This window comes from Streptomyces cucumeris (assembly GCF_024295805.1).
Classification (GTDB): Bacteria; Actinomycetota; Actinomycetes; order Streptomycetales; family Streptomycetaceae; genus Streptomyces; species Streptomyces cucumeris.
The window spans coordinates 1-25,088 of the sequence record NZ_JANCLX010000021.1; the positions used below are offsets into that span (position 1 = coordinate 1).

General features: G+C 73.1%; 18 protein-coding genes. 8 read left to right on the forward strand and 10 right to left on the reverse strand.

Going from position 1 to position 25,088, the window contains the following annotated elements; translation table 11 throughout:
* Positions 1-48: 48 nt before the first annotated feature.
* The gene (locus NMK44_RS26785; RefSeq protein WP_254747613.1) at positions 49-1,026 is read right to left on the reverse strand and encodes a LysR family transcriptional regulator; all 978 of its coding nucleotides are present in this window, start codon (positions 1,024-1,026) and stop codon (positions 49-51) included.
* 200 nt (positions 1,027-1,226) lie between these two features.
* Here NMK44_RS26785 and NMK44_RS26790 point away from each other — a divergent pair, with 200 nt between their 5' ends.
* The 3 genes from NMK44_RS26790 (at position 1,227) to NMK44_RS26800 (ending at position 6,682) form a co-directional block, all read left to right on the forward strand.
* On the forward strand, positions 1,227-4,211 hold the full coding sequence (locus NMK44_RS26790; protein ID WP_254747615.1) for an FAD-binding and (Fe-S)-binding domain-containing protein: 2,985 nt from the start codon (positions 1,227-1,229) through the stop codon (positions 4,209-4,211).
* Positions 4,204-5,352, forward strand: a complete 1,149-nt coding sequence (locus NMK44_RS26795; protein ID WP_254747617.1) for a Glu/Leu/Phe/Val family dehydrogenase — start codon at positions 4,204-4,206, stop codon at positions 5,350-5,352. Before NMK44_RS26790 ends, NMK44_RS26795 begins: the two co-directional genes overlap by 8 nt.
* Before the next feature lie 124 nt (positions 5,353-5,476).
* A complete protein-coding gene (locus NMK44_RS26800; RefSeq protein WP_254747618.1) occupies positions 5,477-6,682 on the forward strand; it encodes a PP2C family protein-serine/threonine phosphatase in 1,206 nt (401 codons plus the stop codon).
* 22 nt (positions 6,683-6,704) lie between these two features.
* Here NMK44_RS26800 and NMK44_RS26805 read toward each other — a convergent pair whose 3' ends face one another.
* The 3 genes from NMK44_RS26805 to NMK44_RS26815 form a co-directional block, all read right to left on the reverse strand.
* Positions 6,705-7,079, reverse strand: coding sequence for a hypothetical protein (locus NMK44_RS26805; protein ID WP_254747620.1), 375 nt, complete (start codon positions 7,077-7,079; stop codon positions 6,705-6,707).
* A 177-nt stretch (positions 7,080-7,256) separates the two neighbouring features.
* Positions 7,257-7,895 carry an NAD(P)-dependent oxidoreductase gene (locus NMK44_RS26810; protein ID WP_254747622.1) on the reverse strand — a complete coding sequence of 213 codons (639 nt, stop codon included), beginning with the start codon at positions 7,893-7,895 and terminating at the stop codon, positions 7,257-7,259.
* Between the two features lie 67 nt (positions 7,896-7,962).
* Positions 7,963-8,904, reverse strand: coding sequence for an EamA family transporter (locus NMK44_RS26815; RefSeq protein ID WP_374215346.1), 942 nt, complete (start codon positions 8,902-8,904; stop codon positions 7,963-7,965).
* A gap of 109 nt (positions 8,905-9,013) precedes the next feature.
* Here NMK44_RS26815 and NMK44_RS26820 point away from each other — a divergent pair, with 109 nt between their 5' ends.
* Positions 9,014-9,514, forward strand: coding sequence for a MarR family winged helix-turn-helix transcriptional regulator (locus NMK44_RS26820; RefSeq protein ID WP_254747624.1), 501 nt, complete (start codon positions 9,014-9,016; stop codon positions 9,512-9,514).
* A gap of 21 nt (positions 9,515-9,535) precedes the next feature.
* On the opposite strand, the gene NMK44_RS26825 is transcribed toward NMK44_RS26820, so the two are convergent.
* Positions 9,536-10,081, reverse strand: a complete 546-nt coding sequence (locus NMK44_RS26825; RefSeq protein ID WP_254747626.1) for a CGNR zinc finger domain-containing protein — start codon at positions 10,079-10,081, stop codon at positions 9,536-9,538.
* Between the two features lie 131 nt (positions 10,082-10,212).
* On the opposite strand from NMK44_RS26825, the gene NMK44_RS26830 reads away from it, so the two are divergent.
* The gene (locus NMK44_RS26830) at positions 10,213-11,505 is read left to right on the forward strand and encodes an MFS transporter (protein WP_254747628.1); all 1,293 of its coding nucleotides are present in this window, start codon (positions 10,213-10,215) and stop codon (positions 11,503-11,505) included.
* 7 nt (positions 11,506-11,512) lie between these two features.
* Here NMK44_RS26830 and NMK44_RS26835 read toward each other — a convergent pair whose 3' ends face one another.
* The 5 genes from NMK44_RS26835 to NMK44_RS26855 form a co-directional block, all read right to left on the reverse strand.
* The gene (locus NMK44_RS26835) at positions 11,513-12,331 is read right to left on the reverse strand and encodes a family 1 encapsulin nanocompartment shell protein (protein ID WP_254747630.1); all 819 of its coding nucleotides are present in this window, start codon (positions 12,329-12,331) and stop codon (positions 11,513-11,515) included.
* A complete protein-coding gene (locus tag NMK44_RS26840) occupies positions 12,312-13,418 on the reverse strand; it encodes a Dyp-type peroxidase (protein ID WP_254747632.1) in 1,107 nt (368 codons plus the stop codon). Before NMK44_RS26840 ends, NMK44_RS26835 begins: the two co-directional genes overlap by 20 nt.
* A gap of 181 nt (positions 13,419-13,599) precedes the next feature.
* Positions 13,600-19,959: a type I polyketide synthase gene (locus NMK44_RS26845; RefSeq protein ID WP_254747634.1), complete on the reverse strand. Its 6,360-nt coding sequence runs from the start codon at positions 19,957-19,959 to the stop codon at positions 13,600-13,602.
* Positions 19,960-20,108: 149 nt separating this feature from the next.
* Positions 20,109-21,425, reverse strand: a complete 1,317-nt coding sequence (locus NMK44_RS26850; RefSeq protein ID WP_254747636.1) for a beta-ketoacyl synthase N-terminal-like domain-containing protein — start codon at positions 21,423-21,425, stop codon at positions 20,109-20,111.
* Positions 21,426-21,477: 52 nt separating this feature from the next.
* Complete coding sequence (locus tag NMK44_RS26855; RefSeq protein ID WP_254747638.1) at positions 21,478-21,687, reverse strand: DUF5988 family protein; 210 nt, start codon at positions 21,685-21,687, stop codon at positions 21,478-21,480.
* Positions 21,688-22,114: 427 nt separating this feature from the next.
* Between NMK44_RS26855 and NMK44_RS26860 the strand changes: the two genes are divergently transcribed.
* The 3 genes from NMK44_RS26860 (at position 22,115) to rocD (ending at position 24,794) form a co-directional block, all read left to right on the forward strand.
* On the forward strand, positions 22,115-22,606 hold the full coding sequence (locus tag NMK44_RS26860; RefSeq protein WP_254747640.1) for an Lrp/AsnC family transcriptional regulator: 492 nt from the start codon (positions 22,115-22,117) through the stop codon (positions 22,604-22,606).
* Positions 22,607-22,740: 134 nt separating this feature from the next.
* Positions 22,741-23,550 (forward strand): dimethylargininase, encoded by an 810-nt coding sequence (gene ddaH, locus NMK44_RS26865; protein ID WP_254747642.1) that lies wholly within the window; start codon positions 22,741-22,743, stop codon positions 23,548-23,550.
* Positions 23,550-24,794: an ornithine--oxo-acid transaminase gene (gene rocD / locus NMK44_RS26870; protein ID WP_254747644.1), complete on the forward strand. Its 1,245-nt coding sequence runs from the start codon at positions 23,550-23,552 to the stop codon at positions 24,792-24,794. The genes ddaH and rocD overlap by 1 nt, the downstream gene beginning before the upstream one ends.
* Positions 24,795-25,088 lie beyond the last annotated feature (294 nt).

Consider the following 25,088-nt stretch of genomic DNA (forward strand, 5'->3'; position numbering starts at 1 on the left):
GGGCGGGCCCTGGGGTGGGCACCCGGGCGCCCCCTTTCACCACGGACCCTAGTGCGGACGGTGGCGGGGACGGGCCGGTGGCGATGTCGCCGGCCCGTCCCCGCCACCGTCCTCCACCGCTCCCACGGGCCGCAGATACGGCTCGTCACGGGGCACCGCCCGCCGCAGCGCCTCCAGCACCGTGCCGAGCAGCGGGTTGCTGTTCTCGGCACGGTGCAGGGCCAGCACGCTGCGGTGGGCGGAGCGCCGGGTGAGCCGGGTGGCCTCGATGGACGCGCTGTCCTTGTGGCCGAGGGCCGGGACCACCGCCACTCCGAGCCCGCTGGACACCAACTCCCGGACCACGTCGTAGTTGTTGCTGCGGAAGACCACATCGGCGTCGAACCCGGCCGCCGCGCACAGCCGGGTCAGCGACACCGCCCCACCGGTGTCCTCCCGGCTGGTGATCCAGCGGGCGCGGGCCAGTTGGGGAAGTTCCGCGCCGAGTCCGCTGCCGCGGGCGCGCAGCAGGACCAGGTCCTCGCGCAGCAGCGGATGGCGGGTGAGCCCGTCGGGCCAGTGCCGGGGGCTGAGCCCGTACTCGTAGACCACGGCGATGTCCAGATCGCCCTGGACGAGCAGGGCGATCAGCTCGTCCGGTTCGCCCTCGGCGAGCTGGATCTCCGCCCTTGGCAGGGCGGCGACCGCCGCGGACAGGGCGGCGGGCACCAGCCGAACCCCGGCGGTGGGGAAGGTGCCCAGCCGCAGCCGTCCCACGGTGCCGGTGGCCAGCTCCCGCACCTGGTGGTCCAGGTCGTCCAGGGCGGCCAGGACCCGGGCGCTGAGGTCGACCAGCCGGTGGGCGGCGGTGGTGGCGCGGATGCCGTGCGCCTCGCGCTCGAACAGCACCAGGCCGGTCTCCTTCTCCAGCGCGGAGATCTGCTGGGAGATGGCGGACGCGGTGTAGCCGAGGTCGCGGGCGGCGATGGCGAACGATCCGCTGCGGACGACGGCCTTCAGGGTGATCAGATGCAGAGGCTTGAGCATTCCGGCTCCCCAGGGCGGTCCCGAATGACAGGGGGACCGAGCATAAGCGCACTCCGCGCAGCATAAGCATTCCTTGGCCTCGCGCGTCATTTCTTTCGCGCTGCTGGCCCTTGTGGTGGCCCGGAGCGGGCGCGGATCGTGGTCGGGACCCGGCCGCGGAGCACACGGCCGGTGCGTCTTCCCCGGAGGAGCGAACACACGTGACGACGTCAGCGCAGGAAACCCGCCGGACTCCCGAGGCGGCGGCGGTGGCCGAGGCCCTGGACCGGGCGGACTGCGGTGAGGTGGCCGGGGACGCCGGACGCCGTGCGCAGTACGCTGCCGACGCCTCCAACTACCGGCGGGTCCCGCTGGCGGTGGTGTTCCCGCGCGACCGGGAGCAGGTGCTGCGCGCGGTGGCGGTCTGCCGTCGGCTGGGGGTTCCGGTCACCGTACGCGGCGCGGGCACCAGCACCTCGGGCCAGGCCGTCGGATCGGGTGTGGTGCTGGACGTCTCCCGCCACTTCAACAAGCTGCTCTCACTTGACCCGGTGGCCCGCACCGCCACCGTGCAGCCGGGGATCGTACTGGACGAGCTCCAGACGGCGGCCGCCGGACACGGGCTGCTGTTCGGTGCCGACCCCTCCACCCACAGCCGCTGCACCCTGGGCGGGATGATCGGCAACAACGCATGCGGATCGCATTCGGTGGCCTGGGGCCGCACCGCCGACAACGTGGTCGGGCTGGAGGTGCTGACGTACCGGGGCACGGTGGTCCGGCTCGGCCCGATGACCCGCGCCGAGATCGACGAGGCGGTCGCCGCGGACGACGACCGCGGACGGCTGATCGGCGCACTGGACACCCTGGCCCGCAGCAATCTGGAGGTGCTCCGCACCGAACTGGGCCGGTTTCCGCGGCAGGTGTCGGGCTACGCGCTGGAACACCTGCTGCCCGAGAACCGGTTCAACCTCGCGCGGGCCCTGGTGGGCAGTGAGGGCACCCTGGCCGTGGTGCTCTCCGCGACCGTGACGCTCATCGCCCCTCCCCCGGCCCGGGCGCTGGTGGTGCTCGGGTACCGGGACACCTACGCCGCGGCCGACGCGGTGCCCGCCCTGCTGGAACACCGGCCGCTGGCCCTGGAGGGGCTGGACCACGCGCTCACCGACATCGTCACCCGGCCCGCGACCCGGGCGGCCGTCGACTCCCTGCCACCCGGCTCCCGGGCCTGGCTGTTCGCCGAACTCGGCGGCACGGCAGAGGAGTTGGATGCCAGGGCTAAGGCCCTGAGCGCAGCGGCCCGGGAGACGGCCGGGTTCACCGGCGGTGAGGTCGTCACCGACCCCGGGCGCGCCCGGCGGCTGTGGCGGATCCGCGAGGACGGCGCGGGGCTCGCGACCCGGATGCCGGACGGGTCCGAGGCGTGGCCCGGCTGGGAGGACGCCGCCGTACCCCCCGAGCGGCTGGGCTCCTACCTGCGCGGGTTCACCGGTCTGCTGGACCGGCACGGACTGCGCGGAGCGGTGTACGGACACTTCGGCGAGGGCTGTCTGCACGTACGCATCGACTTCGACTTCGGCACCGAGAAGGGCACCGCGGTCTTCCGCGCCTTCGTCACCGACGCAGCCGAGCTGACGGCCGCGCACGGGGGGTCACTCTCCGGTGAGCACGGGGACGGCCAGGCCCGTTCGGAGTTGCTCCCCCTGATGTACGGGCCCCGGGTCATCGGACTCTTCGAGGAGTTCAAGAACGTCTGGGATCCGGACCACGGGCTCAACCCGGGCATCATCACAAGGCCGTTGCCGCTGGACGGCAATCTGCGTGTCGCCCATCACCGCACCCCGCTGCCGCTGGCCACCGTCTTCCCGTTCCGCGCCGACGGCGGTGACTTCGCCAAGGCCACCCGCCGCTGTGTGGGCGTCGGCGCATGCCGCTCGACCGCCCAGCGCGGCGATGTGATGTGCCCGAGCTACCGGGTGACACGGGACGAGAAGGACTCCACCCGCGGCCGGGCGCGGCTGCTGTACGAGATGACACAGGGTGAGGTGATCACCGACGGCTGGCGGTCCACCGAGGTCCGTGACGCCCTGGACCTGTGTCTGTCCTGCAAGGGATGCAGCAGCGACTGCCCGGTCGGGGTGGACATGGCCACCTACAAGTCCGAGTTCCTGTACCACCACTACCGGGGGCGGCCGCGCCCGGCGTCCCACTACTCGATGGGCTGGCTGCCGCTGCTGTCCCGGGTGGCGGCGCGGATGCCACGGCTGGTCAACGCCCTCACCGCCTCCCGGTTCGCCCCGCTGCTCAAACGGCTCGGCGGTATCGCCCCGCAGCGGGAGATCCCGCGCTTCGCCGACCGCACCTTCCTGGAGTGGTTCCGCCGCCGGACCCCTCAGGGCGACGGACGGCGCGGTCCGGTGGTGCTGTGGGTGGACTCGTTCAACAACCACTTCTCCCCCGAGGTGCTGCGGGCCGGGGTGGCCGTTCTGGAGAGCGCCGGATACCGGGTGCGGGTCCCCGACGGCACCCAGTGCTGCGGACTGACCTGGATCACCACCGGGCAGCTCGGTGTGGCGCGCCGGATCGCCGGGCGCACCGCCGCCGCGCTCGGTCCCGCCGCCCGGGCCGGGATACCGGTGGTGGGTCTGGAGCCGAGCTGTACCGCGGCGCTGCGCGGTGACCTGCCGGAGCTGCTGGACGGCGACGCGGACGCGGCCGCCGTCGGACAGGCCATCGTCTCCCTGGCCGAACTCCTCGTCGAGCACACCCCGGACTGGCGGCCCCCCGAGGTCGCGGCCCGGAGCATCAGCCAGACCCACTGCCACCAGCACGCCACCTCGGGTTTCGGCGCGGACGCCGCACTGCTGCGCCGGATGGGCGTGGACAACACCGTGCTGGACTCCGGCTGCTGCGGGCTGGCGGGCAACTTCGGCTTCGAGCGCGGGCACTACGAGGTGTCCGTGGCCGCGGGGGAACAGGTGCTGCTGCCCGCGGTGCGCGAGGCCGCCCCCGATACGGCCGTCCTCGCCGACGGTTTCAGCTGTCGCACCCAGATCGGCCAGCACACCGACCGCCGCGGGCTCCATCTGGCCCAGCTCATCGCGGCGGCCCTGCCGCCCCCGCCGGCCGCGGACACCGCCCGCGCCTCCCGGGGACCCGGCTCCGACCAGGGACACACCTCCGAGGGACAGGAAGACACCCGTGACTGACGCACTCTCGCTCATCGACGACTGGGGCCCGGAGAAGGTCGTGGTGGTCTCCCACCGGCGCACCGGTATGAAGGGCGTGCTGGTCATCGACAACACCGCGCGCGGTATCGGCAAGGGCGGTACGCGGATGGCGCCCGGGGTGACCGTCCAGGAGGTGGCGCGGCTGGCCCGGGTGATGACCTGGAAGTGGGCGGGCGTGGACCTGTTCTACGGGGGCGCCAAGGCGGGCATCGTGGCCGACCCCGCCTCCCCCGACAAGGAGGCGGTGCTGCGCGCCTTCGCGCGGGCGCTGTCCAACGAGGTGCCGCGCGAGTATGTGATGGGCCTGGACATGGGGCTGACCGAATGCGACGCGGCCATCATCCAGGACGAACTGGGCGACCGGGGCGCGGCCGTCGGCACCCCGGAACACCTGGGCGGCGTGGCCTACGACAAGCTCGGTGTCACCGGCTACGGAGTGGCCGAGGCCGCCGACGCGGCGGCGGGCGGCCTGGGGCTGCCGCTGGCCGGGGCACGGGTGGCGATCCAGGGGTTCGGCGCGGTGGGCAGTGCCGCCGCCCGCCGCTTCACCGAGCTGGGCGCCGCCGTGGTGGCGGTGTCCACCGCCCACGGCGCTCTGCACGATCCCACCGGGCTGGACGTGGCGGAGCTGCTGGCCGCCCGTGAGGAACACGGCGACCACTTCGTCACCCGCCACCGCGGGGGCACCGCGCTGCCGCCCGGCGCCGAGCTGACGGCCGACTGCGACGTCCTGGTCCCGGCCGCGCTCCAGGACGTCATCAGCCGGGACACCGCACGGCAGATCAAGGCCCGGGTGGTGGTGGAGGGGGCGAACCTGCCCACGTCCGAGGAGGCGCAGGGCATCCTCGCGGAGCGGGGTGTCACCGTGATCCCCGACTTCGTGGCCAACGCCGGGGGCGTCGTGGCGGCAGCCTTCGCCATGGACGCCCGCTACTCCGGGTTCCGCCCGGACACGGCCGCCATCTTCGAGACGGTGTCGGCGCGGTTGCGCGCCAATGCGGTGACCGTCCTGGAGGAGGCGCGCCGCCGGTCCACCACCCCGCACACCGCGGGGCACGGTCTGGCCGAGGAGCGGGTCCGTGCCGCGATGCGCAGCAAGGGGCGGCTGCCCCGCGGCTGACCGGTCCGCGCGCCGCCGGCCGGGCCCGGCACGGGGCGGTGCGCGCCGCCCTGGGTCACGCTGGAGGGAGGACGGTGACCGTGCGGCGGGAGGCGGCTCCCGCCGCACACCGGACACAGGAGGCGTGGGTGCACTCGAGGTGACGGCCTGGAACCGGTGGTCCCGGCGGCTCCACGAGGCCGTGGCGCGGCCGGTGACCGCCGAGGGCCTGATGGCGGAGCACCAGGGCAGGGCGGGACTGCTCGCCCTGGTCCCCGGGCTGCTGATGGCCGGGGGTGTGCTGGCGGACGTGCTCGGCCCGGTGCCGTACACCGGGCTGCCGCTGCTGGCCGCCGCCCCGCTCGTCGGGTGCATGGTGCTGCCGTTCCGGGGCGCCGTGATCACCGCGATATGCGCCTGTGCGGTGTCGGTGGCCACGGACCTGCTGGTGGACCGGCCGGTACTGGCGCTGGTGGTGGATCTGCTGGACGTGGCGGTGATCAGTGTGATCGCGCTGTGGCTGAAGTGGGTGGTGCGCCGCCAGGGGCGGCGGTTTGCGGCGGTGCGGGCGGTCGCCGAGGTGGCGCAGCGCGCCGTGCTGCCGCCCCTGCCCGCGCGGGTGGGGGCGCTGTCGGTGGCCACCCGGTACGAGTGCGCGTACGCGGAGGCGCAGATCGGCGGCGACTTCTTCGCGGTGCGGTCCTCGCCGTTCGGGGTCCGCGCGCTGATCGGGGACGTCCGTGGGAAGGGGCTGCCCGCGGTGTCCGCGATGGCGGTGGCGACCAGTGCCTTCCGGGAGGCGGCCGGGCGGATGCCGTCGCTGGGCGCGCTGGCGGACCACCTGGACCGCGGGCTGGCGCGGTTCGCGGAGGACACCGGGGACGGCCCGGACGCACTGGAGCGGTTCGCCACCGCGGTGCTGGTGGAGATCGAGGTGGCGGACGGGGTGCTGCGGGTGTGCAACCGGGGCCATCCGCCGCCCTATCTGATCCGGGACGGCACGGTGCGGTCCCTGGAGTCCGCGGAGGCCGGACTGCCGCTGGGGCTGGGACTGCCCGAGGGCGAGCTGCCGCCCGGCACCGACACCTTCGCCTTCCGCCGGGGCGACTACCTGCTGCTGGTGACGGACGGGGTGACCGAGGCCCGGAACGGCGAGGGCACGTACTACGACCCGTGCACCGGACTGTCCGGCCGGGATTTCCGCGGGGCGTCGCACCTGGTGGACACGCTCGTCGCGGAGGTCACCGCCTGGACCGGCGGCCAGCGGCAGGACGACATGGCGATCCTGGCGCTCACCCCGGACCCCGTCCCGCCGTCCGCGTCCCCGGCGCAGCCCCCGCCCCCGGTGTAGCTCCCGCCCCCGGTCGCGCGCGTCAGACGTCGAGCCGCAGCGCCACCTCGGACATCGTCGCGCGGGCCGCGGTCAGGTCGACCCGGCCGCGGTCGGCCACCAGGTACATGAACACGCCCTGCCGGGCGCGCTGGCTGAGCGGTCTGATCACGTGGTACTCGGTGTCCAGGGTGACCACGATGTCCTCGAGGCGGTCGGGGCTGTAGCCGAGGAGTTCGAGGGTGGAGAGCTTGGCGCGCAGCACATCGGTGTCGCCGTAGGCCACCTTCTCCAGGTCCGGCCCCTTGGTGGTCTGCACGGCTCCGAGGGTGATCCGGCTCAGATAGTCGACGAGCGAGGCCGCCAGCACGCCCTCGACATGCATCACATCACCCAGCGCGTCCTCGATGTCGGTCATGGCCCATCGTCCTCCCCGGAGGTGAGAGGGTGCGATGCCGACCGGACGGTCCTGGTGCGCCCCGTACGGCCCATACGGTGGAATGTCCTCATACCAGGACAAATCCATATCTCATCCTTGCACAAGGTGGCGTCCGCCGGAATCCGGGAGCCCCGGGGCGGCCCCGGGGCTCCCGGCTCAGTAGCCCACGGTGAAACGAACCCGGTGATGGCGGGGGCGTTCGGCTTCGTCGACGAGGGCCACGGCGAGATCCTCCATGGAGATCGCGGACCGCCCCGCCGCATCCACCAGCAGCTCATCCGTCCCGGTGCGATAGCCGCCGGTGCGCACCCCGGGCTCCAGCAGGGCGGGCGGGCTGAGGTACGTCCAGTCCACCCGGCGCTCGGCACGGCAGACCTCCAGCTGCCGGGCGCAGGCGAGCGCGATGGGGCGCACATCCGCGGGAAAGCCGGGGGTGTCGACGACGGTCAGCCCCTCGGTGCCGGGCACGGTGAGGGTGGCGGCGCCACCGACGAGCAGCAGCCGGACACCGGTCGGGGCGAGCCCGGTCAGCAGTGCCTCGGTGACGGCGACGAGTTCGTCCTCGCGCCCGGCCACCGGACGGGTCGCACCGATCACGATGTCCTGTCCGGCCGAGAGCCGGGCCACGTCCCCGGTGTCGGAGGCGTCGCCGGTGCGGACGGTGGCGCCGGGCGGCAGCGCGCCCTCGGCGGCGGGACGGCGGGAGACGGCGGTGACCTCGTGGCCGCGGCGCAGGGCCTCGGCCACCACCCGGCGTCCGACGGCGCCGGTGGCTCCGAAGACGGTGATACGCATGACGGGTACTCCTCGGGTTCGGTGGCCGGGGTGAACACCCCGGTCGGACAGGTCGGCTGAGATGGCGTCAGGAGCCGTGCCGGCCGCGGCGCAGCAGGGTGCGCACGGTGTGCGGGGACAGCTGCGCGGCCGCGATGGACAGCAGGGCGAGGGCGAAGCCCAGCGCCTGGGCGGTGGTGAGGGTCTGGTCCAGGGCGAGCCGGCCGAGCGCGGTGGCGACGGCCGGGGAGAGCATCGGCAGGAAGGACAGCGCGCCGACGGGGAGCCGCTCCACGCCCTGGAACCACAGCGCGTAGGCGAGCAGGGTGCCGACGACCGCCAGCCACGCGTACCCGCCCAGGGCCCCGGCGTCCAGCGCGGGCGGCGGCCCCTCGACGGCGAGCGCCAGCGGCGCCAGCAGCAGTCCGCCCGCGGTCAGCTGCCAGCCGGTGAACGGCAGCAGCCCCACCGGGCGCCCCCAGCGCTTGGTCAGGACGACCCCGGTGGCCATCGCCAGGGTGCCCAGGAGTCCGGCCAGGACCCCGACCGGGTCGAAGGCGGCCTCGCCGCGCAGCACCATCGCGGCGACCCCGCCCGCTCCGGCCACGCCCCAGCCGAGCTGCCAGGCGGTGGGGCGCTGGTGGAGCAGGGCGAGGGCGAGTCCGGCGACCAGCAGCGGCTGCGCCGCGCCCAGGGTGGCCGCGACTCCGCCGGGGAGCCGGTAGGCGGAGAAGAACAACAGGGCGAAGAAGGCACCGATGTTGAGGGTGCCGAGCACGGCCGCCCGCCACCACCAGGAGCCGCGCGGAAGCGTGCGGGTCACGGCGAGGACCGCCAGGCCCGCCGGGAGGGCACGTATCGCGGCCGACAGCAGCGGACGCCCCGGCGGCAGGAACTCGGTGGTGACGAGGTAGGTGGTGCCCCAGGACACCGGCGCCAGCGCGGCGAGGCCGGTGAGCCTCCAGGCCGGTGCCACCGGCCCCGGAACGACGGTGGGCGGAGCGCCGACACCACTGGTACGCGGACTCACACGCACAGGAACTCCTCAATGCTGAACTGTTCAACGTTGAGAAAACTAAGCGCACTGATACCTTGCCGTCAAACACTTCAACATTGAGGAATCACGTGAGGGACTCCGCATGAGGGACAACGTCGACCGGGTACTGGACCAGTGGAAGGCCGAGCGGCCGGACATCGACCCCGCACCCATGGGCGTCGTGGGCCGCATCGCCCGCGCCGACCGGCTGCTCGGCCTGGAACTGCGCGACCACTTCGCCGACCACGGCCTGCAGCGCTGGGAGTTCGACATCCTCGCCACGCTCCGCCGCTCCGGAGCCCCCCACCAGTTGACGGCGGGCGCCCTGGTCGAGACGTCGATGGTCACCTCGGGCGCCATCACCAACCGGATCGACCGGCTGGCGAGCCGCGGCCTGGTCACCCGGGAGACCGACCCCGGCAACCGCCGCAGCGTGCTCATCACACTCACCGACGAGGGGCTGCGCCTGGTGGACACCGTGGTCGCGACGCATGTCGCGAACGAGGAGCGGCTGCTCGCCCCGCTCACCGGACGCGAACGGACCCAACTGGCCGGACTGCTGCGCAAGCTCCTCGTCGGGCTCGGCGACACCCCCGGCCGCTGACGCGGGCGCCGCCCGTCCGGCTCAGGCGCCGCCCACGCCCTTCTGCCGGGCGGAGTGGCGGCGCGCCTTCACGCGGTTGCCGCATACGCTCATCGAGCACCAGCGGCGGCTGCGGTTCTTCGACACATCCCAGAACGCCTCCGCACAGGTGTGCTCGGCACACCGCTTGAGACGCACATGTTCACCGGTCGTGACCAGCTCGTTCCAGGCGATCGCCAGCCGTGCCAGGGCCTGCCGGACCGACGGCAGACCGTCCGCCGGGCGGGCCGCGCCATCGACGGTGACGCACACCGTGAGCCGGCCCAGCGCCGCATCGGCGGCCGCGAGGACCGCGGCGTCCGGTTCGTCCCCGACATGACTCCCCAGCCGCTCGCGGATCCCGGCGCGCAGAGCCAGCCCCAGGGCGTGGTCCTCGGCGGTGACCCGGCGCGGACGGTCGAGCAGCCCCCGCTCCCGCAACCAGTCGGCGAGCCGGGCGGGCGTGGTCAGCGCATCGGTGTCCAGATGCACATCAAGGGTGTTGGCGAAGTCCTCGACCAGCCGGGCCGAGGCGGGTGCGTCACGCATGGGCCGCCTTCCTGATAACCGGCTATCGAGTTTACCGGTAGCGCGACCGTGTCCCGGATGGCACACTCACCCTCGCGGTGCTCAAACCGCCAAAACGATGTAGCCGGTTATCCGGGCAGAGGGGTGGGGCGATGACCGACCGAACGGCGCCGGTGACGGCGCGGGAGCTGTCCGCGGTGACGGCCGGTGACGCGGCACCGCCCGGGACCCGCAACACCGCCGTCCTCCTGGTGTTCACCGCCGTCACCAATCTCGCGGACGGCGTGACCAAGGTCGCGCTGCCCCTGCTGGCCGCCCAGGTGTCCTCGGCGCCGTCCCAGGTCGCCGCCGTCTCCCTCACCCTGACCCTCCCCTGGCTCCTCATCGCCCTCCACGTGGGCGTCCTGGTGGACCGGTTCGACCGGCGTCGGCTGCTGTGGATCGCCGACGGGCTGCGGCTGGCGGCGGTGGCGGCGCTGCTCCAGCTCACCGCCACCGGCGCCCTGTCCATCACCGTGCTGTGCGCGGCGGGCACGGTACTGGGGGTCGCGGAGGTCATCGCGCTGACCTCCGCCGCCGCGCTGGTGCCCGCCGTCGTTCCGCCCGCGGGCCGCGAACGCGCCAACGCGTGGATCACGGGCGCCGAGACCGTCTGCAACGAGTTCGCCGGGCCGTTCGCGGGCGGGCTGCTGCTCGCCGCGGGCACCGGTTTCGCGCTCGGCGCGACCTGGTTCTCCTACCTGGCCGCGTCCCTGGTCCTGCTGCTGCTCACGGGCTCCTTCCGCGCCCGCCTCCCCGGCCCGGTGACGCCGGGGGCGCGGGAGACCGTCGGCCACCAGATCGTCACCGGCCTCCGCCATCTGTGGGGCCACCCGCTACTGCGCACCATGTCCCTGATCCTCACCGTGCTGTGCGCCTCCTGGGGCGCCTGGCTTGCGCTGATGCCGCTGTACGCCACGGAGTCGATGGGGCTGACCCCGCGTGGCTACGGCACCCTGCTCAGCGCGCTCGGGGTGGGCGGGCTCGTCGGCGCCCTCGCGGTGACCCGGCTCAACCGGCTGCTGGGCCGCCGCCGGGTGATGGGTGCCGATCTGGCCGGTACCTTCGCGATGATGGCCGTCCCCGCGCTGACCGGCGCACCGTGGGCGGTCGCCGCCGCGGCGTTCGCCGGGGGCATGGGCGGCACCCTGTGGGCGGTCAACGCCCGGACGATCGGCCAGCGGCTGGTCCCCGACCATCTGCTCGGCCGCTACAACGCGGTCACCCGTCTGTTCAGCTGGGGGGCGATGCCGGTGGGGTCCGGGCTGGTGGGACTGCTGGCGCAGTGGCTCGGACCGCGGCCCGCCTTCCTGGTCTTCGCGGCCCTGGTGGCACTGGCGGTCCCGGCGTTCCTGCGCAATCTCACCCCCGGCGCGCTGTCCGCGGCCTCCGGCCCGGACGCCTGACCACCGGTCACTTCCGCTTTCTGCCGGGCGCGGGCGCCAGCGCCACCGCGGCCTCGCTCGTGTACATCAGGAACGTCAGAGTCTCCTGGAAGTACAGCCGGACACGGTTCTCGTCGTGGGAGAGATAGCCGATGGACACGTCCTGGCCGAGGTGGAGTTCGAAGTCACCGCCCCGGGTGGACAGCAGGAAGGCGCCGTCGATCGCGGGTGCCCAGATGATCTCCCCGTCCAGCACCCGGTCGATGTGCTTGTGGATCGGATAGCCGTGGTCGGAGGTCTCGTTCACGGCCGTGTACGCGTCCGCGCTCAGCGCCAGGGTGTACGCGCCCTCGACCCCCGCGAGCCGCAGGATGCTGACCGCCTGGCTGATGGCGTTGGGGTAGTCCCGCACCTCCGCCGGGAGCGTCAGCTCCGGGAGGGAACTGCCGCGCCGGATACCGGTGATGCCCGCCGCGGGGTACCCCTCGAACACCGCCCGGTCCTCGGCGAACGCGATTCTGCGCGCGGCGTCCTTGACCGGCTGCCAGTCCGCGTCCTTGGCACCGCGTTCGACCGAGTCGACCTGGCGACGGTCGACGATGAACGGCACGCGCAGTTCGACGACCGGCTCCGACCGCCGGGTGTGCGCCACCACGCCCTTGGCGGGCGGATCGACGGCCGTCAGATGCCCGGTGCCGACCGCCGCCAGTTCCAGTCCGGCCGGTTCGGGCACATCCACGACACGGCGCCCGGCCACATGGCGTCTGAAGGTGCGCCGCGCCTCCTCCTCCAGATCCGCCCATGCCGCGTCGGAGACGGGCGCCAGTTCACGGTGCAGGTTCTTCATCGGGGGCGCTCCTCTTCACATCGCCGATCCCCAGGGAACCGTCGTGCGCCGGTGAGCCGGACGGTGCGGTGAACCGGACCTCGGGGGCCGGTGGTGCCGCCGCCACCTCACGGTCCGCGTCGGCGTGCGCCACGGCGGCGGGCGGATCGGGCAGTTCGTCCAGGAAGTCGGCGCTGGGCACGAAGAACAGCGAGCCGGTCATGGCCGTGGAGAAGTCCAGGATCCGGTCGTGGCCGGCCGACGGACTGCCCAGGAACATGTTCTCCAGCATCCGTTCGGTGACCGAGGGCGTACGGGCGTAGCCGATGAAGTAGGTGCCGAACTCGCCCTGCCCGGCGCTGCCGAAGGGCATGTTGTCCCGGAGGATCTGCCGCTCGGTGCCATCGGGGTCGGTGATGGTGGTCAGGGCGACATGCGAGTCGTCCGGCTTGACCGCGTCGTCCAGCTCGATGTCGGACAGCTTGGTCCGGCCGATCACCTTCTCCTGGGCCTCCACCGGCAGCGCGTTCCACGCGCGCAGATCGTGCAGATACTTCTGCACGATCACATAACTGCCGCCCGCGAACGGCGCGTCCTCGTCGCCGATGAGGACCGCCGCGCTCGCCGCGGGCCCCTCCGGATTCTCGGTCCCGTCCACGAAGCCGAGCAGATCGCGTACGTCGAAGTACTTGAAGCCATGGGTCTCGTCGCGGACCGTGATCGCGCCGCGCAGCCGGTCCATGATCTCGGTGGCCAGCCCGAAGCACAGGTCGAGCCGGCCGGCCCGGATGTGGAACAGCAGATCGCCGGGGGTGGACACGGCGCGGTGGCGGGCGCCCACCAGTTCGCGCAGCGGATGCAGTTCGGCCGGACGCGGCCCGTCGAAGAGCCGGTCCCACACCTGGGACCCGATACCGACGACACAGCTCAGCTCGCCGTGCGGGGCCCGGAAGCCGACCGCCCGCTGGAGCGCGGGGACCTCGGACAGCAGATCCCGGGTATCCGCTTCGCCGCCGGGGTCGACGGTCACCACGAGGAAGATGGCGGCGCTGGTGAGCGGGGTCAGCACCGGCTGCGGGATCGCCTCCCGCGGGGCGGGAGAGGACATCGCCCTCCACCTCCTCCCGTCCGGTGGACCCGGGCCCGGCCACCCTCGATTCTCCCCCGGGGCCGCACAGGCCGCATCCGAGGACCGGACGGGCGGGCCGTGGCGACGGGCGGTGGCCGGTCGCGGCACACCCTCCGCTCCCGGCCACGGCCCTCCTCGTCCCGCGGTGTGCGACCGCCGGTCAGCCGGTGTCGCCCAGCGGACCGGCGTCCTGCGCGGCGTCCGGTTCGAGGCCCATGTGCCGGGCGAGCCCGGCGGCCAGGGCCGCGACGGTCGGATGCTGCCAGACGAAGTTGCCCGCCAGTTTCACGCCCAGCCCCGATTCCAGCCGGACCCGCAGCTCCATGGCGAGCAGGGAGTCGAAGCCCAGGGACTTCAGCGGGGTCTCGGGGTCGAGGGTGGTGCTGCTCAGCCGGAGCACGGCGCGGATGTGCTCGCCCAGGTACGCCTCGAGCGCCGTCCGCCGTGCGATCCCGGCCGGGAGGGCGGTGATCCGGGCGCGGACGTCATCGGCGGCCCCGGGCGTGGCCGGGGTCTGCTCGTCGTCCGGGGCGAGCCGTGCGAACAGCGAGGAGTGGCGCCCGGCGGGGAGGATCCAGCTGTCCGGCTCACCGGGGATCACACCGGTCTGCACCCGGCGGTGGGCCAGCAGGGTGCTCAGCGCCCGCAGACCGTCCTCGGTGGGGATGGTCTCGTAGCCGCGGTCGGCGAAGCCGGTGGCGACACCGGTCTCGCCCCACGCGCCCCAGTTGACGGCGAGGGTGGGGGCCCCGCGGGCGGAACGCCAGACGGCGAAGGCGTCCAGCCAGGCATTGGTGGCCGCGTAGGCGCCCTGGCCGGGGTTGCCGAGCAGGGAGGCCATGGAGGAGAACACCGCGAACCAGTCGAGCCGGTGTCCTGCGGTGGCCTCGTGCAGCCGCCAGGCCCCGGTGACCTTCGGGGTCCACACCCGGCCGAGCTGGTCCTCGCGGACGGTGGTGATGGCCGCGTCGTCCAGCACCATGGCGCAGTGGACGACTCCGCGCAGCGGGGCGTCCGGGTCGGCGGTGGCGGCGGCCACCAGCCGGTCGGCCGTACCGGGGCGGCCGATGTCACCGAGGATGACCGTCACCCGCGTTCCGGCGGCCGACAGTTCGGCCAGGGTCCGCGCGGTGGCGGCGGTCGGCGCGGTACGGCCGTTGAGCACCAGGTGGCGGACGCCCTGGGCGGCCAGCCAGCTCGCGGTGGCCAGGCCCAGACCCCGCAGACCGCCGGTGATGACGTAGGTGCCGTCGTCGTGGACGGGAAGCGGACCGTCGGGCAGCACGGCGCGGATCTCGCCGTCCTGGGGGACGGTCAGCACCATCTTGCCGATGTGGCGGGCCCCGGCCATCTGCCGGAAGGCGTCGGTGGCCTCCGCGAGCGGGAGCACGGTGCAGCGCAGCGGCTTCAGCCGTCCGGCGGCGAACTCGTCCAGCACCTCGCGCAGCAGGGTGGCCAGCACCGCGGGCCGCACGGTCTGGAGTTCCCGCAGATCCACCGTGCTGAAGGTGATGTTGTGCTGGAGGGGCGCCAGACCGAGCGGGGCGTCGGAGAGGATGTCGCGGACACCGAGTTCGAGGAAGCGGCCGAACGGGCGCAGACATTCCAGACCGGCGCGGATGGCCCCGCCGGACAGCGAGTTGAGGACGATGTCCACGCCTTCGCCGCCGGTGGCCTCCTTGACCTCGTCCCGGAAGTCCAGCGACCGGGAGTCCATGACGTGGGCGATGCCCATCCCGCGCAGGAAGCGGCGCTTCTCCTCGCTGCCGGCGGTGGCCAGGACCTCGGCGCCCAGCAGCCGGGCGACCGCGACGGCCGCCAGTCCGGTGCCGCCGGTGGCCGAGTGGATCAGCACCCGCTCCCCCGCGGCGAGGCGGCCGAGGTGGCGCAGCGCGTACCAGGCGGTGAGGAAGGCGATCGGCAGCCCGGCGGCGGTGGCCGGGTCCAGGCCCTCGGGGATCGGTCCCGCGCAGTCGGCGGGGACGACGGCGAACGAGCCGAAGGCGCCACCGCGGACGTCGACCGCGACCACCCGGTCGCCGGTGCGCAGCTGGTCCACCCCGGGGCCGACGGCGGTGACCTCACCGGTGCATTCGAAGCCGATCCGGTAGCGGATCGCGTCGGGGTCACCGGGGAGCAGGCCCATGACGGTGAGGACATCACGGAAGTTCAGGCCCGCGGCGAGCACCCGCAGTTCGACCTCGCCGGGACCCGGTGGGCGGCGCCGGGTGGCGGCCAGTTCCAGGGTGTCCAGGTCGCCCAGGCGTCCGGCGCGCAGACGGAAGCCGTCCGTACCGCAGCGCACGGTGCGCGCGGCGGCCCGGTCACGCTCCGCGTCGGTGAGCGGTGCGTAGCCGAGCTGGGCGACGTGCCGTTCGCCGTCGCGCAGCGCGATCTCGTCCTCGGGGGCGTCGGCGAGGAGTTCGGCGACCAGGTCACCGGTGCCGTCCGGGGCGGTGTCCACGAGGGTGGCGCGCAGTTCGGGGTGTTCGAAGGCGAGGACGCGCACCAGACCGCGCAGGGCGCCCTGACCGGGGTCCGCGGGCTCGCCGGGTGCCAGGGCGCGGGCGCCGCGGGTGACGGCGTACAGCCGGGGCGGTTCGGGGAACCGGGCGGTGAGCGCCTGGGCGGCGGCCAGCAGCCGCCGGGTACGGGAGAGCGCGTCGGCACGGCCGGGGGTGTCATTGCCGGGGGGTGGCGCCGCGCACAGCAGCACCACGCCGCGCAAGCGCTCTCCGGGGCCCGCGAGCCGTCCGGTGAGGGCGTCGCGGAAGGCGTCCAGGCTCTCGTCGGTGAGGGCCGGGTCCCAGACCCGGGCCTCGGCTCCGGCGAAGGACAGGGCGTAGGCGAGGGTGCGGGCGCCGCCGTCGGCCTCGCCGACCACCAGCCACCGTCCGGGACGCGGGGTGCCGGACGCGGCGGGCCGGTCGGCGCGCTGCCAGCCGACCTCGAGGAACCAGCGGTCGACCTCGGTGGCGGCCCGGGGCACGGTCCGGCGGGCCAGCCGCAGTCCGTCGAGGGCGAGCACGGGTCTGCCCTCCGCGTCGAGCAGCCGGATGTGTCCGACGACGCTCTCCGGGGTGGCCTCGGCTATCCGGGCGTGGCAGTGGACCGCGGTCCCCGGGTCGCCGAGGATCCGGGCGCTCTGCACCCGTACCGGCAGCACCAGTCCGGGTTCGTCGCCGTCCTCGAGCATTCCGGCGACGAGCAGTTGGGCGCACAGGTCGACCAGGACAGGGTGGATCCGCAGTCCGTGTCCGGGGGTGCGGGAGGCTTCGGGGAGTTCCACCCGGGCCCAGAAGCTGTTGCCGTAGCGGGAGGCGTGTACCGCGGTGATACCGCTGAACGCGGGGCCGTGTTCCAGGCCGCGGGCGCGCATGTTGCCGTAGAGGGCGCCGGGTTCGACGGCCACCGGGTGGCGCAGGGCGAGGGTCTGGACCGAGGCGGGGCGGGAGCGCGGCGGGGCGCTGAGCCTGCGCAGGACGGCGGTGGCCTGGCACACCCAGGTGCCGTCGTCGCCGCGTCCGAAGATCTCGCACTCGGCGCGGTCGGTGGCGGCCACCGTCACGGTGCTGCTGAGATCGGTGCGGTCGGCGAGCCGCAGCAGTTCGCGGAAGCGCAGATCGGTGACCTCGACCTCGGCGGGAGCGGTGTCGAACACCTCGCAGGCGGTGGTCAGGGCGATGGCGTAGTAGGCGGCGCCGGGGAGGACGGGGGTGCCGTGCACCCGGTGGTCGTCGAGCCATGGCAGTGCCGCGGTGCCCGTGGTGGCGCGCCAGACGTGGCGCGGCGGCTGCCCGGGCACTTCGGTGTGGGCGCCGGGGAGTTCACCGGCCGGGCGGAGCTCCGCGGATCCGGCGGGGTGGTCCGGGAGGGTGGTGTCCGCCCAGTGGTGGGTGCGGTCGAAGGTGATGGCGGGGACGTCGGCGAGGGCCGCGCCGTCGTAGAGCCGCGTCCAGTCCACCGGGACACCGGCGCAGTGCAGCGCGGCGAGGTGGGTGCGGAAGGTGACGGTCTCGTCGGTGTCCCGGCGCAGGGTGGGCAGGACGACGGGGTCGTCGACGAGTCCGGTCAGACTGCGGGTGATCGGGTGGGTGACCACGGGGTGCGGGGAGATCTCGGTGTAGACCAGGTGGCGGTCGGCCGCGGCGGCGGCCACGGCGGCGGAGAACCGCACCGGGCGCCGCAGATTGGCGCACCAGTAGTCGGCGTCGAAGGCCGGGACGGTGTGCGGGTCGTCCAGGACGGTGGTGTAGAAGGGCACCCGGGGCCGCATGGGGGTGAGGCCGGCGAGCGCGGTGCGCAGATCACCGAGGAGCGGATCCATCTGCGGGGAGTGCGAGGCCACGTCGACGGCGATGAGCGCGGCGGGCACACCGCGGTCCTCCCAGTCGGCGACCAGCCGTTCGACGGTGGCGGTGTCCCCGGCCACGACGGTGGAGCCGGGCGCGGCCATCACCGCCACGGTGACCGCGTCGGCGGCCCCGGCGGCTTCGAGTCCGGCCTGCACCTCGGCGGCGGCCAGACCGACGGTGGCCATGGCGCCCCGTCCGGCGACCCGGGCGAGCAGGGCGGAGCGGCGGCAGATCACGGCGGCACCGTCGGCGAGGGAGAGCGCTCCGGCCACCACGGCGGCGGCCACCTCGCCCATGGAGTGGCCGATGACACCGGCCGGTTCGACGCCGTGGGCGCGCCAGGTGGCGGCCAGGGCGGTCTGGAGGGCGAACAGCACGGGCTGCACCCGGGCGCAGCCGGTGACCGGCTCCCCCGCGCGTACGAGGTCGAGGACCGAGAACCCGGCCTCGGCGGCGATGAGTTCATCGGCCTCGGTGAGGGCGGCGGCGAACGCCGGGTCCCGCTCCAGCAGGTCGCGTCCCATACCGGGCCACTGCGATCCCTGTCCGGAGAACACCCACACCGGCTGCCGGGAGACGGCCGCGCCGACGGACCCGGACACCACGGCGGGGTGGGCCTGTCCGGCGGCGAAGGCTCTGAGCGCCTGGACCAGGTCCGCACGTCTGCCGGTGGTGACGCCGAGGCGGCCGCGGCCGCCGGAGCGGCGCAGGGCCAGGGTGTGGGCGATGTCGCGCAGCGGTACCCCGGCGCCGTCACCCTCCAGCCAGTCGGCCATGCGGTGGGCGGCGGCGGGCAGCGCGGCCGGGGAGCCCGCGGGGACGAGGAAGACCTGCGGAACGGTCCGGGTGGTGAGCGGGGGACGGTCCGTTCCGGCGGGGGCGGCGGGCGGCTGCTCCAGCAGGACGTGGGCGTTGGTGCCGGAGAAGCCGAAGGAGGAGACGGCGGCCAGCCGGGGACCGGTCCGCACCGGCCAGGGGGTGAGCTCACGGGGGATGAAGAACCGGGTGCCGTCGGCGTCGATGGCCGGGTTCCAGCGGGTGAAGTGGAGGTTGGGTGGGATCTGTCCGTGGCCCAGGCAGAGGATCGCCTTGATCATGCCGGTGACCCCGGCGGCGGGCTCCAGATGGCCGAGGTTGGTCTTGACCGAGGCCAGTGCGCAGGGGTCGGGTCCGGTGCCGTAGACCTGGGCGAGGCTGGTGAACTCGACCGGGTCGCCGACCGGGGTGCCGGTGCCGTGCGCCTCGACCATGCCCACGTTCGCGGCGTCGATCCCGGCGCGGCGCAGCGCCTCCTCGTACAGGGCGCGCTGGGCGGGGGCGGAGGGTGCGGCGAGCCCGTCGGAGCGGCCGTCCTGGTTGACGGCGGAGCCGCGCAGTACGGCCAGGACGCGGTCCCCGTCCCGTTCGGCGTCCTCCAGACGTTTGAGGACGACCATGCCGCAGCCCTCGCCGCGGACGAAACCGTCGGCGGCGGCGTCGAAGGCGTGGCAGTGGCCGGCGCGCGAGAGCATGCCCATGCGCACGAACGAACGGGTGGTCCTGGGCTCGAACATGAGCGTGACACCGCCGGCGAGGGCGAGGTCGCACTCGCCCGCACGCAGGGCCTGGGCCGCGAGGTGCACCGCGACCAGGGAGGAGGAGCAGGCGGTGTCGAGGGCCACGCAGGGGCCGTGCAGTCCGAGCAGGTAGGAGATCCGTCCGGCGGCGACGCAGTGGGCGTTGGACAGGGCGGAGCCCTCGTTCTCCCGGGGGTGCCGCTCCAGGCGGTCCATGTAGTCGTTGTAACTGAGGCCGGTGAAGACGCCGGTGGCGGTGCCGCCGAGCCGGTCCGGCGGCATTCCGGCGTGCTCCAGGGCCTCCCAGGCCACTTCGAGGAGCAGCCGGTGCTGCGGGTCGAGGACGTCGGCCTCGCGGCCGGAGACTCCGAAGAAGTCGGCGTCGAAGCGGGAGACATCGCGCAGATAGCCGCCGTGGGTGGGCAGTCCGGAGTCGGCGCCCGGCTCGTCGGGCCACAACTCCCGGCGTTCGGCGGGCGGTTCACCGACGGCGTCCCGGCCTTCGGTCAGCAGGTGCCACAGGGCCGCGGGCGAGTCGATGTCACCGGGGAGCCGGCAGCCCATGCCGACCACCGCTATGCGGCTGGGTATGGATATGTCATGACGCATCGGAGTCTCCGTGGGGGGTGCTCGGCCGGGGTGGGGCCGCGTGGTCCATGGGGAGGGGGCCGGGGGTGGGGGCCGGGGGGTGGGGCCGTGGGGGGGATGCGCGCGGGACGCACGCGGGAGGTGAGGGGGTACGTGGCCGGGGCGCGGACTCAGGTGGCGTCCGGGCCGCCCAGCAGCATCACGTGCTTCACGCCACCGATCTGGTAGTTGAAGCTCAGCGCGTGGTCGAAGTCGAGCGGGCGGGTGCGGTCGCCGGGGACGGGGTCGAAGGGGAGCCCGTCCAGGGGCTGTTCGCAGTTGGCGGTGGGACACACCTCACCGAGTTCCATCATCATCAGCGTCAGGGCGGCGCCCAGGCACCCGGCGGGCGAACCGTGGTGGCCGAAGCAGCCCTCCTGGGAGGACATCAGGACGGTGCCGTCCGGTCCGTAGAGCTCCCGGACGGTGCTGGCCTCCATGGCGGTGACGGCCGCGCCGCCGTCGCTGGCGCCGTTGACGTAGGGCACCTGGCCGATGCTCCAGCGGTCGCCGAGGCAGGCCCGCACCGCGCGTACGAGCTGGGCGCCGGTGTGGTCGGCAGCCAGCGGATTGGCGAGTCCGTCGCGGGTCATGGCGGTGGCGAGCACCTGGCCGTAGAGGTGGGCACCCCGGCGGACGGCGTGCTCGCGGCTCTCCATGATGACGGTGGCGGCGCCCTCGCCGTGGTTGATGCAGTCCGCCCGCCGGTCGTAGGGGCGCATCAGGGAGTCGAAGGACGGCAGGAGGTCGGGCATCCCGGCCGCGTCCATGGAGTCGTAGGCGTGCTGGGCGCCGCGCAGCAGCCGCTGCCCCTTCTGTATCAGCCCGAGATTGAAGACGTCGACGCCGGTGACGACGGCGATGTCGGTCTCCCCGCTGGCGATCAGCCGGCGGGCGTTGCCGATCTGGACGGCGGCGGAGGAGCAGCCGCAGGAGACGGTGTAGCAGGGGCCGACGGACTGGGTGAGGGCGCCCTGGACGACCGCCACGTCGGAGGGCGACACGGCCTGCTCGGCGGCGACGAACAGCTCCAGGGCGTCGAAGACGGAGGTGCCGTCGGGGTCGACGTTCAGCAGCGCCAGATAGCTGTCGACATTGGCGTCCACACTGCCGCGGCCGACGAGGATCGCCGATTCCCGCAGGTCTCCGGCGCGGAAGTCCAGTTCGGCGTCGGTGCACGCCTCCACCAGGGAGACCAGACCGAGCCGGTGGGCGGCGGTGTAGTGGCGGGAGAAGAATTCGGGGATGTCGGGGAGACGCTGTTCGAACTGCTCGGTGGTGAGGTTCACCGAGCCGTAGTAGATGTCGTGCTGGACGAGTGCGGAGCGGCCCTGTGAGGCGATCTCCCAGACCTGCCCGGCGGTGAAGACCGGTTCCGCACCGCCGGGCAGACAGAAACCGAGGCCGGTGACCACGGCGTCGCGCGCATTTCCGCCGCCTTTCTTCATTGCGATCCCTTTCACGTGAGCAGACCGCGGACGCGCCGCTGCGCGGCGGGCCCTACTCTGCTATGAATGTGCGGTAGCACCACCGGTAGACAGGGATCAGCTCACCCTCGAATTCGGCGCACTCGCCCGCGGATTCGAAATGTTCATAACCGTTGCCCCGCTGGATCTTGACTCGCTCTCGCCCCCCGATGGAGGGAGCGGCCCATACCTGGGGGGTTCCGGGGGGTCCGCCGACGAGGAGGACAAATGCCGGTTGAGACATGGAATGGACCCTCGGTGGATCAGGAGCAGATCGTCGCTCGGAAACGATGTGTGGAATAGATGACGCTACGCCGTCAAGAGGGCCTATCGGTAGGTGGTGTCGAATCACCCGGGCGGATTCGAGCGACCCGCCACTCTGTTCTGCACGCCCGGCGCCCACCCCACACCACCGAGCGGAAAATGCGGACCGGCCGCCGCCTCACGCCCCCTCTTGCGGAAACTTCCTGTAAGCGGACAGAAAGCGGGCAGCAAAATGCTGGCTTCGCGGAACGCTTTACGGAACCGAGCATTGCGGGCATCTCATCGGCAGGTCGTCTTGGCAGTTCATCACCTGTTGTTTCCGGCGCGGATACCATTGGGCGGTTTGCGTGCGTGACACAGTTCTCTTCCCGGTACCCGGGACGGCCGACTGCAAAGGATGACGAAACATGGCAAATCAGTCCGTGCCGTTCGACGACCTGGATCGCAAGATCGTTGCGGCGCTGGTCGCGAACGCCAGGGCGAGCTTCACGGAGATCGGCGCCGCGATCGGCCTGTCCGCCTCCGCGGTGAAGCGGCGGGTGGACCGTATGCGGGACAACGACGTGATCACCGGGTTCACCACCACCGTGCGCCCGGCCGCCCTGGGCTGGCGGACCGAGGCGTATGTGGAGGTCTACTGCGACAGCGCGGCGCCACCGCGGCGGATCGCGGAGGTGGTGCGGGACTATCCGGAGATCATCGCGGCGATGACGGTGACCGGCGGGGCCGACGCCCTGCTGCATGTCATGGCCACCGACGTGGAGCATTTCGAGGAGGTGCTGGAGCGCATCCGGGCCGAGCCCTTCATCCGGAAAACGATCAGTTACATGGTGTTGTCCCACCTGCTCACCGGCAGTCCGGAGGCCGGTGCGACCCCTGTCACGCCCCCCACGCAATGAACCGGCGCCGCGGCGCCCCAGCACGCAGCATCACTGCGTGTGCGCGCAGCTCTCCATTCTTGTCTCCGCTCTCCTCCGCTTCCTACCGTTGAAGGCATCCCCCGGTCGCCTGCGGAAGCGAGAGGAATCCGTCCGTGCCCCACGAGCGCGTGCCGCGCCCCCGGCGCTATCTGACCTGTCCTCCCAGATATTTCGACGTGCGCTATGCCATCAATCCCTGGATGCGCGAGGACGCCGAGGTCGACACCGACCTCGCCCGCTCGCAGTGGGAGACGCTGATCCGCGTCTACCGTGACCACGGCCATCAGGTGGAGACCATCGAACCGGTGGCGGGCCTGCCGGACATGGTCTTCGCGGCCAACTCGGCCCTGGTCCTGGAGGGCCGGGTGTTCGGCTCCCGCTTCCACGCCCCGCAGCGGCGCCCGGAGCAGCTGGCCTACGAGACCTGGTTCAAGGCGGCCGGCTACGACGTGCACCCGCCGGAGTCGGTGTGCGAGGGCGAGGGCGACCTGGTGCCCGCGGGCCGGTTCATCCTGGCGGGCACCGGTTTCCGCACCACGCGGACGGCCCATCAGGAGGTGCAGGAGTTCTTCGGGATACCCACGATCAGCCTGCTGCTGGTGGACCCGTACTTCTACCACCTGGACACCGCGCTGTTCACCCTCGACGACGAGAACATCGCCTACTACCCCGAGGCGTTCTCGCCCGGCAGCCGGGAGGTGCTGGAGCGGCTCTACCCGGACGCGCTGCTCGCCACCCGGGAGGACGCCATGGCCTTCGGACTCAACTCCGTCTCCGACGGCCGCAACGTCTTCGTCGCCCCCCAGGCGACCGGCCTCATCGACCGGCTCACCGAGCGCGGTTACGTCCCCGTCCCCGTCGACCTGTCGGAACTGCACAAGGCCGGCGGGGGCATCAAGTGCTGCACACAGGAGATCCGCTGATGACCGCCCCCACGCGCACCGCCCCGGACCACGGCTCCCGTTCCGCGCGGTCGTCACAGGAGCTGATCCGCGCCGAGGAGTCCTCGCTCGCCCACAACTACCACCCGCTGCCGGTGGTCGTCGCCCGCGCCGAGGGCGTCTGGGTGGAGGACGTCGAGGGCCGCCGGTACCTCGACATGCTGGCCGGGTACTCGGCCCTGAACTTCGGCCACCGCCACCCGGAGCTCATCGCCGCCGCCCACCGGCAGCTCGATGAACTCACCCTCACCTCCAGGGCGTTCCACAACGACCGGCTGGCCGGGTTCGCCGAGGGCCTGGCGGAGCTCACCGGTCTCGGCATGGTGCTGCCGATGAACACCGGCGCCGAGGCCGTGGAGAGCGCCATCAAGGTGGCCCGCAAATGGGCCTACGAGGTCAAGGGCGTCGCCCCGGACCAAGCCACCATCGTGGTGGCCGCGGACAACTTCCACGGCCGCACGACCACGATCGTCAGCTTCTCCAGCGACCCCACCGCCCGGGAGGGGTTCGGCCCGTTCGCGCCCGGCTTCCGGGTCGTGCCCTACAACGACCTCGCCGCCATGGAGGCGGCGATCGACGAGACCACCGCCGCCGTGCTGATCGAGCCCATCCAGGGCGAGGCGGGCGTCATCATCCCCGACGACGGCTATCTGCGCGGGGTGCGGGAGCTCACCCGGCGGACCGGGGTGCTGTTCATCGCCGATGAGATCCAGTCGGGTCTGGGGCGCACCGGCACCACGCTGGCCGTGGACCACGAGTCGGTCCGGCCCGATGTGCTGACGCTCGGCAAGGCCCTGGGCGGCGGTATCGTCCCGGTCTCCGCGGTGGTCGCCGACCGCGAGGTGCTCGGGGTGCTGCGCCCGGGTGAGCACGGTTCGACGTTCGGCGGCAACCCGCTGTCCGCGGCGGTCGGCACGGCCGTGGTGGACCTGCTGCGCACCGGGGAGTTCCAGCGCCGCGCGGCCGAGCTGGGCGAGGTCCTGGGGGACGGTCTGGCGAGGCTCACCGGCAAGGGCGTGGTGGGCTACCGCTGCCGCGGGCTGTGGGCGGGCGTCGACGTGGACCCCGCGCTGGGCACCGGCCGCGAGGTGAGCGAACGCCTCATGGGCGAGGGGATCCTGGTGAAGGACACCCACGGTTCGACGATCCGGCTCGCGCCGCCGCTGACCATTACCCGTGAGGAGCTGGAGTCCTCGCTCGCCGCCCTGGAGAAGGTGCTCGGCTGACCGACTCCGCACCACCGACAGCACTCGAGCGCCGGGCCGCATTCAGTCTCATACGGCCCGGCGCTCCGCTGTGTTCACCCTTCGGCGGGAATTTTCTCCACGCCGTGCGGATGGGCAACCGGAACCTAAGATAACGCCCAGGTCACGGCCACCCGTCCGAGAATTTATGTCCGTTGTTGAGCATTCCAACGGTGCCAACCATCCCTTGTGGAACACTTCTTTGCGTCTTCACCGGCCGACCTGCTGGAAAGCCGGAAGCCCTCGCGGGTCGAACGCGGTGGAGAGGTCCCCGCC

Excerpts from the sequence above, each read along its gene's own strand:
- NMK44_RS26855 (WP_254747638.1), bottom strand. The coding sequence starts at position 21,687 with ATGTCTCAACCGGCATTTGTCCTCCTCGTCGGCGGACCCCCCGGAACC.
- NMK44_RS26835 (WP_254747630.1), bottom strand. The coding sequence starts at position 12,331 with ATGAAGAACCTGCACCGTGAACTGGCGCCCGTCTCCGACGCGGCATGG.
- NMK44_RS26845 (WP_254747634.1), bottom strand. The coding sequence starts at position 19,959 with ATGCGTCATGACATATCCATACCCAGCCGCATAGCGGTGGTCGGCATG.
- NMK44_RS26825 (WP_254747626.1), bottom strand. The coding sequence starts at position 10,081 with ATGCGTGACGCACCCGCCTCGGCCCGGCTGGTCGAGGACTTCGCCAAC.
- NMK44_RS26810 (WP_254747622.1), bottom strand. The coding sequence starts at position 7,895 with ATGCGTATCACCGTCTTCGGAGCCACCGGCGCCGTCGGACGCCGGGTG.
- NMK44_RS26840 (WP_254747632.1), bottom strand. The coding sequence starts at position 13,418 with ATGTCCTCTCCCGCCCCGCGGGAGGCGATCCCGCAGCCGGTGCTGACC.
- NMK44_RS26860 (WP_254747640.1), top strand. The coding sequence starts at position 22,115 with ATGGCAAATCAGTCCGTGCCGTTCGACGACCTGGATCGCAAGATCGTT.
- NMK44_RS26830 (WP_254747628.1), top strand. The coding sequence starts at position 10,213 with ATGACCGACCGAACGGCGCCGGTGACGGCGCGGGAGCTGTCCGCGGTG.
- rocD (WP_254747644.1), top strand. The coding sequence starts at position 23,550 with ATGACCGCCCCCACGCGCACCGCCCCGGACCACGGCTCCCGTTCCGCG.
- NMK44_RS26805 (WP_254747620.1), bottom strand. The coding sequence starts at position 7,079 with ATGACCGACATCGAGGACGCGCTGGGTGATGTGATGCATGTCGAGGGC.
- NMK44_RS26850 (WP_254747636.1), bottom strand. The coding sequence starts at position 21,425 with ATGAAGAAAGGCGGCGGAAATGCGCGCGACGCCGTGGTCACCGGCCTC.
- NMK44_RS26785 (WP_254747613.1), bottom strand. The coding sequence starts at position 1,026 with ATGCTCAAGCCTCTGCATCTGATCACCCTGAAGGCCGTCGTCCGCAGC.
- NMK44_RS26820 (WP_254747624.1), top strand. The coding sequence starts at position 9,014 with ATGAGGGACAACGTCGACCGGGTACTGGACCAGTGGAAGGCCGAGCGG.